This window comes from Umezawaea tangerina (assembly GCF_003002815.1).
Lineage (GTDB): Bacteria > Actinomycetota > Actinomycetes > Mycobacteriales > Pseudonocardiaceae > Umezawaea > Umezawaea tangerina.
The window spans coordinates 259,529-273,516 of record NZ_PVTF01000014.1 but is presented as its reverse complement, the minus strand read 5'-3'; the positions used below and the strand labels follow the sequence as shown (position 1 = coordinate 273,516).

At 69.3% G+C, this 13,988-nt stretch carries 18 protein-coding genes; 17 read left to right on the top strand and 1 reads right to left on the bottom strand.

The features are described from left to right. Positions 1 to 92: 92 nt before the first annotated feature. Positions 93 to 539, bottom strand: a complete 447-nt coding sequence (locus tag CLV43_RS38345) for a hypothetical protein (protein WP_106193885.1) — start codon at positions 537 to 539, stop codon at positions 93 to 95. Between the two features lie 308 nt (positions 540 to 847). Here CLV43_RS38345 and CLV43_RS50220 point away from each other — a divergent pair, with 308 nt between their 5' ends. The 17 genes from CLV43_RS50220 (at position 848) to CLV43_RS38260 (ending at position 13,957) form a co-directional block, all read left to right on the top strand. Next, positions 848 to 982, top strand: coding sequence for a hypothetical protein (locus CLV43_RS50220; protein ID WP_281262197.1), 135 nt, complete (start codon positions 848 to 850; stop codon positions 980 to 982). After that, positions 979 to 3,108, top strand: coding sequence for a phage portal protein (locus tag CLV43_RS38335; protein WP_106193881.1), 2,130 nt, complete (start codon positions 979 to 981; stop codon positions 3,106 to 3,108). Before CLV43_RS50220 ends, CLV43_RS38335 begins: the two co-directional genes overlap by 4 nt. Then, complete coding sequence (locus tag CLV43_RS38330) at positions 3,105 to 4,409, top strand: head maturation protease, ClpP-related (RefSeq protein ID WP_106193880.1); 1,305 nt, start codon at positions 3,105 to 3,107, stop codon at positions 4,407 to 4,409. Before CLV43_RS38335 ends, CLV43_RS38330 begins: the two co-directional genes overlap by 4 nt. After that, entirely contained in the window at positions 4,403 to 5,866 is a 1,464-nt protein-coding gene (locus CLV43_RS38325) for a phage major capsid protein (RefSeq protein ID WP_106193878.1), read from the top strand. Before CLV43_RS38330 ends, CLV43_RS38325 begins: the two co-directional genes overlap by 7 nt. Positions 5,867 to 5,947: 81 nt before the next feature. After that, the gene (locus tag CLV43_RS38320; RefSeq protein WP_106193877.1) at positions 5,948 to 6,454 is read left to right on the top strand and encodes a hypothetical protein; all 507 of its coding nucleotides are present in this window, start codon (positions 5,948 to 5,950) and stop codon (positions 6,452 to 6,454) included. Between the two features lie 13 nt (positions 6,455 to 6,467). Next, entirely contained in the window at positions 6,468 to 6,923 is a 456-nt protein-coding gene (locus CLV43_RS38315; protein WP_106193875.1) for a hypothetical protein, read from the top strand. A 2-nt stretch (positions 6,924 to 6,925) separates the two neighbouring features. Next, positions 6,926 to 7,114, top strand: a complete 189-nt coding sequence (locus tag CLV43_RS38310; RefSeq protein ID WP_106193873.1) for a hypothetical protein — start codon at positions 6,926 to 6,928, stop codon at positions 7,112 to 7,114. Position 7,115: 1 nt separating this feature from the next. After that, entirely contained in the window at positions 7,116 to 7,703 is a 588-nt protein-coding gene (locus tag CLV43_RS38305; protein WP_106193872.1) for an SAP domain-containing protein, read from the top strand. 193 nt (positions 7,704 to 7,896) lie between these two features. Next, entirely contained in the window at positions 7,897 to 8,916 is a 1,020-nt protein-coding gene (locus CLV43_RS38300; RefSeq protein ID WP_106193870.1) for a hypothetical protein, read from the top strand. Positions 8,917 to 8,932: 16 nt separating this feature from the next. Next, complete coding sequence (locus CLV43_RS38295; RefSeq protein ID WP_106193869.1) at positions 8,933 to 9,298, top strand: hypothetical protein; 366 nt, start codon at positions 8,933 to 8,935, stop codon at positions 9,296 to 9,298. Then, on the top strand, positions 9,298 to 9,777 hold the full coding sequence (locus CLV43_RS38290) for a hypothetical protein (RefSeq protein WP_146175077.1): 480 nt from the start codon (positions 9,298 to 9,300) through the stop codon (positions 9,775 to 9,777). The genes CLV43_RS38295 and CLV43_RS38290 overlap by 1 nt, the downstream gene beginning before the upstream one ends. Next, on the top strand, positions 9,764 to 10,186 hold the full coding sequence (locus tag CLV43_RS38285; protein WP_106193866.1) for a hypothetical protein: 423 nt from the start codon (positions 9,764 to 9,766) through the stop codon (positions 10,184 to 10,186). Before CLV43_RS38290 ends, CLV43_RS38285 begins: the two co-directional genes overlap by 14 nt. Then, positions 10,186 to 10,701: a glucosaminidase domain-containing protein gene (locus CLV43_RS38280; protein ID WP_106193864.1), complete on the top strand. Its 516-nt coding sequence runs from the start codon at positions 10,186 to 10,188 to the stop codon at positions 10,699 to 10,701. Before CLV43_RS38285 ends, CLV43_RS38280 begins: the two co-directional genes overlap by 1 nt. Positions 10,702 to 10,705: 4 nt before the next feature. Further along, entirely contained in the window at positions 10,706 to 11,641 is a 936-nt protein-coding gene (locus tag CLV43_RS38275; RefSeq protein WP_106193863.1) for a peptidoglycan recognition protein family protein, read from the top strand. 40 nt (positions 11,642 to 11,681) lie between these two features. Beyond that, positions 11,682 to 11,975 carry a hypothetical protein gene (locus tag CLV43_RS38270; protein WP_106193861.1) on the top strand — a complete coding sequence of 98 codons (294 nt, stop codon included), beginning with the start codon at positions 11,682 to 11,684 and terminating at the stop codon, positions 11,973 to 11,975. 3 nt (positions 11,976 to 11,978) lie between these two features. Further along, complete coding sequence (locus CLV43_RS38265) at positions 11,979 to 13,214, top strand: DUF4082 domain-containing protein (RefSeq protein WP_106193860.1); 1,236 nt, start codon at positions 11,979 to 11,981, stop codon at positions 13,212 to 13,214. After that, entirely contained in the window at positions 13,214 to 13,957 is a 744-nt protein-coding gene (locus tag CLV43_RS38260) for a hypothetical protein (RefSeq protein ID WP_106193858.1), read from the top strand. Before CLV43_RS38265 ends, CLV43_RS38260 begins: the two co-directional genes overlap by 1 nt. Positions 13,958 to 13,988: the final 31 nt, after the last annotated feature.

Sequence of the window (13,988 nt, the reverse complement as noted above, 5' to 3'; positions counted from 1 at the left end):
CTCGTCCGGAGGCCCCTTCACGCGGGCACGGAACACGTGCGGTCGGGCAGCTTCACTGCCACGAAGCCGCCCGACCGCGCAGGCTTCGGGCGTCAGCCAGCCTGCGTCGGCGGGCTGGCCCAGTTGGTGACAGCGGCTTGCGCGCGCGGGCGCGGCATCCAGCGGACGAGGTCGCTCAGCTCGGCGGCCGACTGCGGCTCGACGAGGAACTCGCTCCCGGCGACCCAGTTGCGGGCCCGGTTCGGTGATGCCTGCACCGTCGGCGTCACCTGGTAGCTGCCGTCAGCCTGCGCCGGGATCAGCAGGTCGACCGGCGCCACCCGCAGCACGACGGCGAGCGCGAGCAGCTCGTCCGCATCGACGCGCCGCTCGCGCCGCTCGATCCGGCGCAGCCCCAGCACCGGGATCGGGCGCCCGACCTCGGCGAGCAGAGCAGCCAGCGCGACGTACGTCAGCCGCTGCCCCTCCCGTATCCGGCGGACGTTGTCCGCGAGGACTGTCCCAACCGGACCCGGCGTGTCGCGCTCGCTGTTGTTCACAACCGGAGGGTCGCATCCGGGTGATCCGCAGAGCAACACGCCACGCTATGCGAGCGAATGATTTTGCCCCGCACGCACATCAGACCAATTATTCGTCCGGTCAGATTTGATGTACACCAACGAAATGCCGGAAAATCTATGCCTTACCCGCAGATTCTTCGGCCAAACCGGATGTACTCTGCGCACATGTCGAGCCTCGAACGTGTGTGTGAAAGCGCGACACCGCGCAGGCTCGCGACTGCCGGTAGGCGCTCATGAGAATCCGTGGGCTCATCAACTTCCGCGCGCTCCGCTCGACCCTTCTCATCTTGATCGGCTTCACCCTCATCGTGACCGGGCTCTGGGTCGGCGGGGTCGCCCTCTTCGGCACCCTCGGCGGAAGCGCCGTGGGCCTGTTCGCCAGCGGGGTGGCCGTGCTCGTCCTTGAAGGGCTGAGCGAATGAGGAGCCCCCTGCGCACGGTCATGAACCGTGTCGAGACCATCTCGATGGCACCACCCGGTTCCGGCGGCCGCAGCGGCTGGCTCGGGCTCGGCCGCAGCAACGGCGAAGGCCTGCTGCGCCGCATGGGCACCTCCGGCATCGTGTACTCGATCGTCAGCCGGTGCGCCTCGTCGACCTCCAAGGCGACCTGGCACCTCTACCGGTCGGCCGAGTCGGGCAAGAAGGAAGACCGCGTCGAGGTCACCCGTCACGCGGCGCTGGACCTGTGGAACAAGCCGAACAGGTTCATGACCCGACAGGAGCTGGTCGAGGCCGGGCAGCAGCACATCGAGCTGACCGGCGAGTCGTCGGTCTTCGTGGGCTACCACCCGCGGTTCCGTTCGCTGCCGCTGGAGCTGTGGCCCGTACAGCCGCACCGGGTGGCGCCGGTGCCCGACCCGGAGACGTTCCTCGCGGGCTACCTCTACCAGTCGCCGTCCGGCGAGACGGTGCCGCTCGAGCTGGACCAGCTCCTGCAGATCCGCACCCCCAACCCGTGGGACCCCTACCACGGCCTGGGCCCGCTGCAAACGGTGCTGACCGACGCCGACGCGGGCCGCTACTCCGCCGAGTGGAATCTGAACTTCTTCCTCAACGGGGCCGAGCCGGGCGGCATCATCGAGCTGGCCAAGCGGATGGGCCCCGCCGAGTTCCGCGAGTTCCGCGAGCGCTGGGCCGAGGGCCACAAGGGTGTCGCGAATGCCCACCGTGTGGCGATGCTGACCGAGGGCAAGTGGGTCGACCGCAAGTACACCAACCGCGACATGCAGCTGGTCGAGGTGCGGCGGGTTTCCCGCGACACCGTCATGGAGGCCTGGGGCATCCACAAGATCAGCCTCGGCATCTCCGACGACGTGAACAAGGCCAACGCCATCGCCGGGAAGTTGCTGTTCGCCGAGGACCTCACCGTACCCCGCCTGGAGCGGTGGAAGGGCTTCCTGAACAACGACCTCCTGCCTCTGTACGGCGAGCTCGGCACCGGCTTGGAGTTCGACTACGACAGCCCGGTGCCGGCCGACCGGGAAGCGGACAACGAGGAGCGGACCTCGAAGTCCGAGGCTGTGAAGACCTACATCGACGCGGGCTTCGAGCCGAGCGCGGTACTGGCCGCCGTCGGAGTGCCGGACATGCCGGTACGCGCGGTCGCGCCAGCGCCCGCCGCCGCGGCGCCGGCCGACGTGGTCGCGGCCGTGCGCCGGGTGGTGCGCGCGGAGCTGGTGGCGGCGAACCCCGGCTCCGCGCGCACCACATACACGGGGTGCTCGCACCAGCTCGTCCGCAATGTCGACGAGACCGACATTCCTGCACCGCCGGACGGCGTGCCCGCGGAGGATCCCGACGCGGTGGAGTCTGTCGACCTCACTCCGATGGAGGAGGCCTTCGCGGCCGCGCTCGCGGCGCTGGTCGCGGCATGGGTTGCCGACATCGTGGCGGGCTGGATCGAGCAGCTGCTCGCCGCGGTGCGCGACGTCCTCGCCGCAGGTGACGTCTCCGAGCTCGCCTACCTCAGCGTCGACACCGCGGATGCCGTGGAGAAGCTGCTCGCCGCGATGACCGAGCTGGCCGCGTCCGCCGCGGACGACGTCGTCGCCGAAGCCGAGGCCCAGGAGACCACGGTCGACCCGGTCACGCCCGCCGAGGAGGTGCTGCTCGCCATCGCGGTGACCGTCGCCGCGCTGGAGGGACAGAGGTACGCCTTGGCGGCAGGGCGGGAGGCCGCGCGGATGGCCAGCGGCACCCTGACCGACGACGAGATCGCCGACTACGTGTCGATCTTCCTCGGCACCCTCGCGGTGTCCGCTATCGCGAGCGCGCTCGGCGGCGCCCTCACCGCGGCCCAGAACCTGGCGCGGCTGGCGACGCTGGCCGGCGCACCGGTGACCGACGTGTACGCGAGCGAGGTGCTCGACAAGTCGACGTGCACAGCCTGCCACGCCATCCACGGGAAGTGGCTCGGTCGCACCGATGACCTCCAGCTGGTGCGGAAGCTCTACCCGGCTGGCGGCTACGTGAACTGCGCGGGCAAGGCGCGCTGCCGCGGCACCGTCGTCGGCATCTGGCGTTCGACCAAGGAAGGTGCCGCGTGAAGGACCACACACCGGCCGGACCCGTGCCGGAGAGCAACACCGCGGCTCTCGCGGTCTTTGCCATGCCCACTGCGTCCAGTGTCCAGTGGATTTACGCTGGTATGGCGAACGCCTGCGGTCGGCGTCGCGTGTTCAACAGCGCGACGTCCACGAAGGAGCGACTTCGGACCGCACGCCCGCGGGTCCAGCTCCGCGAGGGTCGGCAGGACTGGTACCGCATCGAGAACCTCGCCAACGAGTCGACCGCGGTCATCCGGATCTACAACGAGATCGGCTACTGGGGCATCACCGCTCAGGACTTCGTGCGCGAGCTGGAGCAGGTGACGGCCTCCAGGATCGAGCTGCACCTCAACAGCCCTGGGGGCGACGCCTTCGACGGCATCGCGATCTACAACGCGCTCCGCCAGCACTCCGCCGAGGTTCACGTAACGGTCGATGCGCTCGCCGCGTCGATCGCCTCCGTCATCGCGATGTCCGGCGACACGGTCACCATGGCGACCGGCTCCACGATGATGATCCACGACGCGTCCGGCATCGAGATCGGCAACGCCGAGGACTTCCGCAAGTACGCGGACCTGCTCGACACCGTGTCGGACAGCGTCGCGGCGATCTACGCCGACCGTGCGGGCGGCACGACCGAGCAGTGGCGCGCCATGATGCGCGCCGAGACCTGGTACACCGCCGAGGAAGCGGTGGCCGCCGGGCTCGCGAACGCAGTCGCGGCGACACAGGAGCGGCCGTCGCCGGTGCCGCAGAACACCTGGGACCTCAGCGTGTTCACCTACGCCGGGCGCACCGCGGCACCTCCGCCACCCGCCATCGCGCGTCCGTCGAACTCCACCGCGGACACCGGGCTCACGCCGACGGTCCCGGAGGCCTCCGCCACTGAGACCACCGACCCGGCCGTGGCCGAACCGGCCGTGGCCGAACCGGCCGTGGCCGAACCGGCCGTGACGGAACCGGCCTTGACCGAACCGGCTGCGGTCGAGCCGGTCGCCCCGGCGCCGGTCGAAGCCGCGCCGGAGGACACCACCGAGGCCAGCACGACTCCTGTCGCGCCCACCGTGTCCAGCGTCCAGCAGGAGGCCGCAGGTACGGCGGATGCCACCGCGGCGGAGGTCGCCCCCGAGCCGGCCGCCGACGCACCGCCCGTGGTCGACGAGGTCGACCCCACCCCGGCCGAGTCCGACTCCGCCACCGACTCGTGGGCCGCGCTCACCAACGGCTTCCACAACTCAGCGCCGTCCACACAGGACGCCGTGTCGTTCGATGCCCTGAAGGAAGGTTTCCTCCGATGCTGACCAAGACGCTTTTGCCGGGGCAGCGCGCACGGCTCGCTGCACTGGGTGTCGACGCCCGTCGTGTCGGCCGGGTCTCCATGGTGACCCAGCTGATCGCACCCAAGAACGTCCCCGTCCCGAAGAACTCGGACGAGCTGGCCGAGATGGTGTTCGACACCGCGAAGATGGCGCCGGTCATGAAGGACCCCGCCACCCTGGGCGGCTGGATCAAGGCCTACGGCGACGCCCAGCAGGGCCCCGGCACGGTCATGAACCGCGAGGTCAAGGAGCAGATCCAGGCCACCGTGGCCGAGACGCTGCGCGAGCAGGGGCTGGACCCGACGCCGCGCAACATCAACCGGCTGAACCTCGACCCCGACGCCCCCCAGGCGCGCCGGGCCAAGGGCTACAACCCGAAGGCCCCCGGCCGGAAGCTCGACAAGCAGTACCAGAACTGGTCGGACTACATGTCCACCATCTGGGCGGGCAACCAGAGCATGGAGGCGCTGCAGGCGCGCTCCGACATCACGAAGGTCATGAACTCCTTCGGGTCGACGGTGCCGTCGGACGGCGGGTTCCTCATCCCGGAGGCGCTGCGCGCCGAGCTGCTCCGCGTGTCGCTGGAGACCGCCGTCGTGCGGCCGCTCGCACGGATCATCCCGATGGACAGCCTCACCGTCCCGTTCCCGACGATCGACGCGACCTCCAACGCGACGTCCGTCCACGGCGGCATCGTCGGCTACTGGACGGAGGAGGGCGGCGCCCTCACCGACAGCGCTCCGAAGTTCGGCCGCGTCACCCTGACCGCCAAGAAGCTGACGGTCTACTCCGAGGTCCCGAACGAACTGTTCCAGGACAGCCTCATCTCGCTCGAGGCGTTCATGAACGAGGCGTACCCGGAGGCGATCTCCTGGTTCGAGGACACCGCGTTCATCTCCGGCTCGGGCGTCTACGAGCCGCTGGGCTTCCTCAACGCCCCGGCTGCGGTGACGGTGCCGAAGGAGTCCGGCCAGGGCGCGGCGACGGTGCTGTGGGAGAACATCGTCAAGGCCTACAGCCGGATGCTGCCCGGTTCGCTCGGCCGCGCGGTGTGGATCTGCAACATCGACGTGTTCCCCGAGCTGGCCACCATGGCGCTGTCCGTGGGCACCGGCGGCTCCGCGGTCTGGATCGGCAACGGCGACGGCGCAGGCGCCCCGCCGGTCACGATTTTGGGTAGGCCGGTGATCTTCACGGAGAAGGTCAACGCGCTCGGCGCCGAGGGCGACATCAACTTCGTCGACCTGGGCTACTACCTGGTCGGCGACCGGATGGCCATGCAGGCCGAGACCTCCACGCACTCGGCGTTCTCCACGGACAAGACGGCGATGCGCGTCATCGAGCGCGTCGACGGCCGCCCGTGGATCCAGTCCGCGATCACCCCGCAGAACAGCAGCAAGAAGCTGTCGCCCTTCGTGAAGGTCGCGGTCCGCGCCTAGCAGCACGCCAGCCGGGGCGGGCATTCACACCCCCGCCCCGGCCCATCCGCAGAGGCAATCAACCCCCTCCAGGAGGGCACCATGCACGGGCTCGGCAACTGCTTCGACATCGGCCTCGGCGCACCGCCGGCTGCCACCAACGGCCTCGTCACCGGCAAGCGCGTTCACCTCAACAACGCGATGGGCGTCACCGTCGTGCTGGTCGGCGGCGTCGCGTCGGGCGGTGACGACCTGCAGGTCGACCTGCAGCAGCACACCGCCGGCACCGGGGGCAACACCTCGGACCTCGACTGCATCACCGAGTACTGGCTGAAGTCGGCCGTGGCCATGGACAACAGCGAGACGTGGACCCGGTTCACGCAGGCCGCCGCGTCGGAGATCGCCGTCCCCGCGTCGGCCAACACCGACATCCAGCAGAACCTCCTCGTCTTCGAGGTCGAGGCCGCCTCGCTCGCCGACGGCTGCGAGTGGATCTCCGTCAACGTCCCGGACCTCGGTGCTGGGGACAAGACGCTCGCCGTCCTCTACTTCATGCGCGACCTCCAGGTCTCCCGCACCCCGGCCAACCTCGCGGCCCTGCTGTCCTAAGGAGACGGACACCATGAGCACCCTCATCAAGGGCGACCAGGTCCGGTCGATCAACCGCGGCATCCGGGTCGAGAAGGCCTACACCCCGCTGGTCGTGGAGACCAAGACCCTGTTCAACGTCAACGGCCTGGTGGCGATCACGAGCATCGTCGGCCGCGTCACCACCGCGATCACGGTCGCCAACACGGTGAAGCTGCAGGCGAACCCGACCGTGGGCGCAACGAAGGACCTGTGCGCCGCGACGGACCTCGGCACGACCGACTCCCCCGCGGGCAACCTCATCTCCTTCCAGGGCCTCACCGGTGACAGCGCGCTCACCGGCCCCGGTGCCGTGCCCGGTCCCAAGCAGGACCTGTACGTCGACACCGGAACCATCGAGCAGGTCACCGCTACCGGCGCCGACGGCGGCATCACGTGGATCCTCACGTACGTCCCGATCGACGACGGCGCGACCGTGGTGGCGGCCTAGCCATGGACCACGCGGCGCGGATTGCGCTCGCCCAGGCCGCCTACGAGGCGTACGGCGACACCACTGGAGGCCTGAACTACCAGGGCCTTCCCATGCCGTCCTGGGACGACCTCGGCGACCTGATCCGCGCCGCGTGGACCGCGGCCGCGGCCGCGGTCGTGCGCACTCACCTCGGCGAGCAGGAGGTCTGACGTGCTCTTGATCTGCAACCGGTGCACCGCCGCCTACTCGGTCGGCGCACCGAAGTGCCCGAACTGCGGGTCGACCGACTACCACGAGCAGGGGGAAGAGATGGCGAAGATCAGCGTCCACGGTGGAGCAACCAACGCCGCCGTTCCGGCCATCACCGGCGGAGGTTGGGACCCGACCGCCGATGAGGACGCAGGACACCAGTCGGCCGCTCTCGAGGGCGTCGACTCCGGTTTCGACCCCGACAACGTGACGAAGCCCGAGGGCGGCGGCACCCCGTACACCGAGGACGCCGACGGAGTCCGGCACTACGAGCCGCAGACCCTCGTGGGCGACGACGGGGAGCCCGTCACCGCGACCTTCTCCGTCCTGCCCCCCAGCGACGACAGCGCGGCGGAGGCGGACGAGGCCGTCGAGAGCGAGCACACCGTCGAGAGCGAGCACACCGTCGACTACGACGCCTGCACGGCGGAGCAGCTGCGCGGCTTCCTCACCGAGCGCGGGCTGCCCACCACGGGCAAGAAGCTCGAACTCGTCGCCCGCCTCAACGAGAACGATCAGGCCCGCGCCGCGGCGACGGACGAGTCGTGAGCTGGGAGGAGCTCCTCAGCATCGTCCGAGACGCGGCTGCGGAGCTCCTCACCGAGCGATCCACTCCACCGACTGCGTGCCCCAACGACGGGGAGCCGCTCCAGACAGGACCCAACGGAGTCCTGTTCTGTCGGTCGGACGGCTGGCGGAGCGATGGTCAATAGGTGTTACGGCACAAAGGAAGGAGGCAGCCATGGGCGTCTGGTACGCCACCCGCGAGGAAGTCAAGTCCGCAATGGACTCGGCCATCACCGCACGCGACAACAACCGTGTGGACCGCGCGATCGAAGCTGCCTCCCGCGGCGTCGAAGGCCTGACCCGACGGGTCTTCTACCCGTGGTTCGGGACCAGGACGTTCGACTGGCCGGCGCCGTACTCGCGGTCGTGGCGGCTGTGGTTGGACGAGCACGAGCTCACCGCGGTCAGCCTGCTGACCGCGGGCGGCACGGAGATCGCCGAGGGCGACTACCTGCTGGGCGAGGCGAGTGGGCCGCCGTACAACTGCGTTGAGATCAACAGGTCGTCCTCGGCATCCTTCAGCGCAGGCCAGCGCGCCGTGTCCATCACGGGGGTGTTCAACTACCCGACCGAGGCCGAGCCCGGTGGTGCGCTGGCCGAACCGCTGGACGTGTCAGAGACCGCGGTCGACGTCACGGACTCCGCTGCCGTCGGCGTCGGTTCCCTCATCCGCATCGACTCCGAGCGGATGATCGTCAAGTCCAAGTCGCTGATCACCACTGGGCAGACGGGGACCCTCGCCAAGGACAACGCCGCCACCAACCTGACGGTCGCGAGCGGGGCGGCGTTCACCGCGGACGAGGTCATCGTCCTCGACGCCGAGCGGCTACTGGTCGAGGAAGTCGCGGGCAACACCCTGATCGTCCGACGGTCGTGGGACGGCTCGGTGCTGGCCTCGCACACCGGTGCCGAGATCTTCGCTCGCCGCCGCCTCACTGTGGAGCGCGGTGCGCTCGGCACCACCGCAGCCACGCACGACACTGCCGCGCTGATCGCGAAGGACCTGGCGCCCGGCCCGGTGCGCGACCTGTGCATCGCCGAGGCCCTGAACACGATCCAGCAGGAGAACTCCGGCTACGCCCGCCAGATCGGACAGGGCGAGTACGCCCGCGAACACGGCACTCGCGGCTTGAAGGACCTGCGCGCCGAGGTCTGCGCGACCTACGGGCGCCTTACTCGGATCGGGACGGTGTGACGTGGGCGGAGTAAGCGTGTCGGGCCCCCTGTTCGACGGGCGCGCCGAGCTGGCGATGGAGGACGTCGTCGACGACAGCAGGACCGAGGCAGGCGAAGCAGGCCTGAACGTCTGGCACTCGATCCTCGGTGGCCACATCCGCGAGCGCACCGGGGCGTACGAGTCCCGGATGGTCTCCGAGGACCAGGGCTTCGCGACCGTCGACCACGACCACGGCAGCCTCTACGGGCCGTGGCTCGAGGGCACCGGATCCCAAAACGCGCCCGTCACCGTGTTCCCAGGCTACGGGTCCGCCGATCAGGCGACAGGAGTCCTCAACAGCGGCGAGGCGGAACACGTCGCCGAGCAGGTTCTGCGCCGCCACCTGCCGAGGATGAACTGATGGCCGCGCGCCGAGTAAGGGTGCGCGGCAACTGGACCGCCCCACAGGTGCACGGCAGGAGCAGCAACCTGCTGATGGTGTTGTTCTGCGCCACCGCGCTGGTGCGCGCCTTGGACTACGCCACCGGAGTCGACGGCGTCGCGGCCACCCCCAACAGCGCGCTCGGCGCGGTGGAGCGCGCGTTCCCGCTCGGCGTGTGGTCGGCGGCCTTGGCCTTCGGTGCGGGCCTAGTGCTCACCGGCATGACCGGCAGGTGGCCGCGCCTCGTCATCGGCGGATCACTGCTTCTCGCCGTCGTCTACTTCGGCCTGACCGCAGGGCTGCTGTTCGAGTACCTCGGCCGCCCAGCGCTCGACGGAATCCGCGGTGCGACCGGCCTCACCGCGCCCGTGGCCTGGCACATGATCGTGGCGACGCACGCCATCACGGTGCGCAGAGCCCTTGCCCGGCGGATCGGGGGCTCTCATGGTGCTGGCTGAAGCGACGTCGACGTTGGAGTCCCTCAAGTCGTCGGGCTGGTTCGTGTACGGCTCGATGGCCGTGCTGCTGCTCGGCTACCTCGCCACGGTGTCCGAGAACCTCCAGAAGCTCCTCGGCCCGCTCGGCCGGTGGCTCGGCGCGCGGCAGGCGCGGCGGGCAGCGCGCGCGGCATCGCTCACCGACGTCCGGATCAAGGACATCCAGGGGCAACTCGACCACGTGGTGCCGCGGCTGGACTACGTCGAGCGCGAGCTGTACGAGATGCGGCTCCTCGCTACCGGCCATGCGCCGTGGGACTGGCGCGCGCTCAACGAGCTGCGCCGTAACCAACCGGACTACCCGGACCCGCCGCCGCTGCTGCCGCCGCCACCTCATCCGTTGCCCAGCCAGGAGAAGAGGAACCCGTGATGCGCATCCTCGGCCCGTCCCCGGTGGGCGTCACCCTCGCCACGGTCAAGGCGCTGCTGCCCGCGCTCGGCGCGACTCCGCGGTTCGTCAATGAGATGGCCGGACCACTGTGGACGGCTGCAGAGAAGTACGCCGTCTACCCGCCCGGAGTGCTCGCGCAGGCCTTCAAGGAGACCAAGGGCGGCGCGTACGGCGGGCAGGTGAAGCCGGAGCACTGCAACACCGCGGGTCTGAAGCTGCGCTACCCCGGCCTGTACCCGGAGACCAGCGGCGACCAGCCGCAGGCGCACGCCCAGTTCCCGTCGTGGGAGGTCGGTGCCGAGGCGCACGTCCAGCACCTGCGTGCCTACACGGGATGTCTGGTGACGGGCCACCTCAACGTGGACCCGCGCTGGGTGTTCGTCGTGGGCAAGTACCGGATCGAGACCTTCGAGGAACTCGGCGGGAAGTGGGCGCCCTCGCCCAGCTATGGCACCGAGCTCGTCGCCATCGCCAACCAGCTGATCGGAGCGTGACGCCATGTTCTGTCCGTTCGCCGTCCAGCAGATCATCCCTGAGAGCCGCACCCAGGGGCGGATCACGCCGACAACGCTGATCTTCCACGAGGCGGTGTCCTCGGCGGACTCCCTGCGCGACTACTGGAACTCGCCGGGTGTGGAGCTGGAGTCCCACTTTTACATCGGCAAGACCGGCGTCATCTATCAGTTCGTCGACACCGAGGTCCGCGCCGACGCCAACGTCGACGCCAATGGTTTCGCGATCTCGGTGGAGACCTGGGACGACAGCAACCGGGACCCGCTGCTCGCCTGGAATCCAGCGATGTTGGCCGCTGCCAAGCGATTGGCTGCCTGGTGCGCTGACGTGCACGACATCCCTGCGCGAGAGCCCGCGGCGTGGAACTCGGGGGGCATCGGCGGTCACAACTGGTTCGCCGTGCGGTGGGCCGGTGGCGCCCGCCAGTGCCCCGGAGTGAGCCGGTCGGCGCAGATCCGGAAAGACATCATCCCCTACGTCGCCAGCGGTGGCGGGTGGGGCAACACCACCACGGAGGACGACATGGCGGGCTTCACCCAGGATCAGATCAACAACCTGATGAGCGCGGTCGGCGAGATCCGCGCCGCGCTGAAGGAGACCGCGAAGGCACCGGCGGTGCCCGGTCACCCCGCGGAGACGGTGCACGACATCGTCCAGCGCAACGGTGACGAGATCCGCGCGCTGGTTCAAGCCGCGCACGACTCACTGCACCAGCTGACCACCGCCGTCCAGGCGTACGCGGTCACAGCGCACGACGACCTGGCCCAGCGCATCGGAGACGTCGAGACCGGCGCCGTCTCCGAGACCCAGCTCGACGCGGCCGTGCAGCGCGCGACCCAGAACGGCGGCCCGCTCGCCGACGTCGTCCGCAAGGGGGAGCGGATCGCGATCGTCGACGGCGACAGCCCCCAGCCGCAGTAACCCCCTGGAGCCTTTGGCTCACAACGAGAGGAGCAGCGCCATGGCGCTGAAGTGGATCGATCGGCCGCGGCCGATCCTCGACAAGTTCCGGACAGTCGGCGGTGCCGTGGCGTTCCTCGGCACCCTCGTGTCCGCGGGGGCCACGTACGGCGTGCTCGACGCGGCCGAGGCCAGCGCGACCAACGCGGTGCTGGTCGCCATCCCCGGCGCGGTCACGCTCGTGACCAGCCTGCTGGCGGCGTTCGGCGTCGTGAAGACGTCCGAGCCTCTGGTCACCCCGGTGTCCAGCCCGCAGGACAACTTCGGCGCACCGCTCACCCCGGCAGGCAGCTGACCGATGGCTGTCGCGTGGAGTGGTGCTGACCCGGTCGAGGTAGCCGACGCGGGTGACTACGAGCTGGGCACGTTCTGGCGCGCGGTCAACGACATCACGGCCACGCACGCCCGCGTCTGGACCGGCGCGGGCGAGGTCGGGCTGGTCGGCCGGAAGGCTCGGGTCTGGTCGGCGGCAGGCGTCGTGCTCGGCGAGGCGACCTTGCCGACCGACCTGCCGACCGGCTGGTCCGAGCACGAGTACGACAGCCCGGTCGAGCTGCCCGCTACGACGCAGTTCGTCACCTCGTACGGGACCGGCGGCAACTACGGGTTCATCAGCGGCGCGTTCACCACCCAGAAGGTGTCGGCCGACGGCAACGTGGTTGGCGTCGCTGCAGCCGCAGCACCGAACGGGAACGGGCTGTTCAACGGCACACCGGGCACGTTCCCGACCACCGGTCCAGGCACCAACCCGTTTTACGGCAGCGACTTCCGCTACACCGTCGGCATCGGCGGCAACACCTCGCCCGCGATCACCGCGCTCACCGCCGAACCCAACGGCGCCACCGTGACCGCCACCGTCGCGATCACTGACGCCGAAGATCTCTCCGGCACCACGACGCGCTTCAACTGGGGCGACAGCACCCCCGACACCGTCGTCACCTACCCGACCCGCACCGCACAGCACACCTACGCGGAGTCCGGGGCGTACGCGGTGCTGGCCACCGTCACTGACAGCCTCGGCGCCGCTTCCTACACCGCGGTCCCTGTCACCGTGCTGGTGTCGTCGTCCGATGTGGACGAGTTCAACGCGGAGCCCATCCTGGCGGCGCTCGTCACGCACATCCAGTCCCTCGGGTTGTTCGACCACGTCAACCAACACCAGCCCGACAACGCTCCCGGCCACGGGCTGACCACGGTCATCTGGCCCACCAAGCTCAGCCCTATCCGCGGCCGGTCCGGGCTCAACATCACCAGCGCCCGGCTGCCCTTCCTCATCCGCATTGCCTCGAGCCTGTCGCAGGCCCCCGCCGACTCCATCGACCCTCAGATCCTCGGCGCTGCCAGCAAGCTCATGGGCGCCTACGTCAACGACTTCACCCTCGGCGGGTTGATCAGCAACGTCGACGTGCACGGCGGCCACGGCCCCGGTCTCGACGCCGACTTCACCTGGTGGAAGCACGGCGAGAGCCAGTACCGGGTCGCGCTCATCACGGTCCCGCTCATCATCAACGACCTCTGGGAGCAGGTGCCCTGATGGGAATCCAAGGCGGCTTGGGTGACGCCCTCTACGCCCAGGGCTACGACGTGTCGGGCGACATCCAAAGCCTCGGCGTAATCGGTGGTGGGCCCGCACCGCTCGATGTCACCCCGATCAACAAGCTGGCGATGAAGCGGATCGGCGGTCTCCGCGACGGCCGAATGGAGTTCGTTTCGTTTTTCAACCCCGCATCGGGCCAATCGCACCAACGGTTCTCGGCGTTGCCCACCACGGATGTGATCTTGACCTACTGCCGCAGCACCATCCTCGGAGCACCAGCGGCAGCACTGAATGCGAAACAAACGAACTACGACCCCACCCGCGGCGCGGACGGCAGCTTCACGATGTCCATCAAGGCGCTCGCCAACGGATACGGCCTGGAGTGGGGCAACCAACTCACTGCCGGGACGAAGACGGACACCGGTGCGGCGAACGGCACCGGAGTGGACCTCACGGCGTCGACATCGTTTGGTCTTCAGGCATACCTGCATGTGTTCGCGTTCACCGGCACCGACGTGACCGTGAAGTTGCAGGACTCAGCCGACAACGCGTCGTGGGCCGACATTGCCGGTGCTGCGTTCACGGCCATCACGACAGGACCGCAAGCGCAGCGCATCCAGACCGCCCGAAACGCGACCATCCGGCGCTACGTGCGCGCGATAACCGTCACCACGGGTGGTTTCACCAACCTCCAGTTCCAAGTCATGGCCGTAAAGAACGACGTATCGGTGGTGTTCTAGTGACCCAGCAATTGCACAGGCCGTGGACGCC

What these genes read in the sequence shown, in the direction of transcription:
- CLV43_RS38335 (WP_106193881.1), top strand. Translation starts at nt 979, where the DNA reads ATGAGGAGCCCCCTGCGCACGGTCATGAACCGTGTCGAGACCATCTCG.
- CLV43_RS38325 (WP_106193878.1), top strand. Translation starts at nt 4,403, where the DNA reads ATGCTGACCAAGACGCTTTTGCCGGGGCAGCGCGCACGGCTCGCTGCA.
- CLV43_RS38320 (WP_106193877.1), top strand. Translation starts at nt 5,948, where the DNA reads ATGCACGGGCTCGGCAACTGCTTCGACATCGGCCTCGGCGCACCGCCG.
- CLV43_RS38315 (WP_106193875.1), top strand. Translation starts at nt 6,468, where the DNA reads ATGAGCACCCTCATCAAGGGCGACCAGGTCCGGTCGATCAACCGCGGC.
- CLV43_RS38310 (WP_106193873.1), top strand. Translation starts at nt 6,926, where the DNA reads ATGGACCACGCGGCGCGGATTGCGCTCGCCCAGGCCGCCTACGAGGCG.
- CLV43_RS38300 (WP_106193870.1), top strand. Translation starts at nt 7,897, where the DNA reads ATGGGCGTCTGGTACGCCACCCGCGAGGAAGTCAAGTCCGCAATGGAC.
- CLV43_RS38290 (WP_146175077.1), top strand. Translation starts at nt 9,298, where the DNA reads ATGGCCGCGCGCCGAGTAAGGGTGCGCGGCAACTGGACCGCCCCACAG.
- CLV43_RS38285 (WP_106193866.1), top strand. Translation starts at nt 9,764, where the DNA reads ATGGTGCTGGCTGAAGCGACGTCGACGTTGGAGTCCCTCAAGTCGTCG.
- CLV43_RS38280 (WP_106193864.1), top strand. Translation starts at nt 10,186, where the DNA reads ATGCGCATCCTCGGCCCGTCCCCGGTGGGCGTCACCCTCGCCACGGTC.
- CLV43_RS38275 (WP_106193863.1), top strand. Translation starts at nt 10,706, where the DNA reads ATGTTCTGTCCGTTCGCCGTCCAGCAGATCATCCCTGAGAGCCGCACC.
- CLV43_RS38270 (WP_106193861.1), top strand. Translation starts at nt 11,682, where the DNA reads ATGGCGCTGAAGTGGATCGATCGGCCGCGGCCGATCCTCGACAAGTTC.
- CLV43_RS38265 (WP_106193860.1), top strand. Translation starts at nt 11,979, where the DNA reads ATGGCTGTCGCGTGGAGTGGTGCTGACCCGGTCGAGGTAGCCGACGCG.
- CLV43_RS38260 (WP_106193858.1), top strand. Translation starts at nt 13,214, where the DNA reads ATGGGAATCCAAGGCGGCTTGGGTGACGCCCTCTACGCCCAGGGCTAC.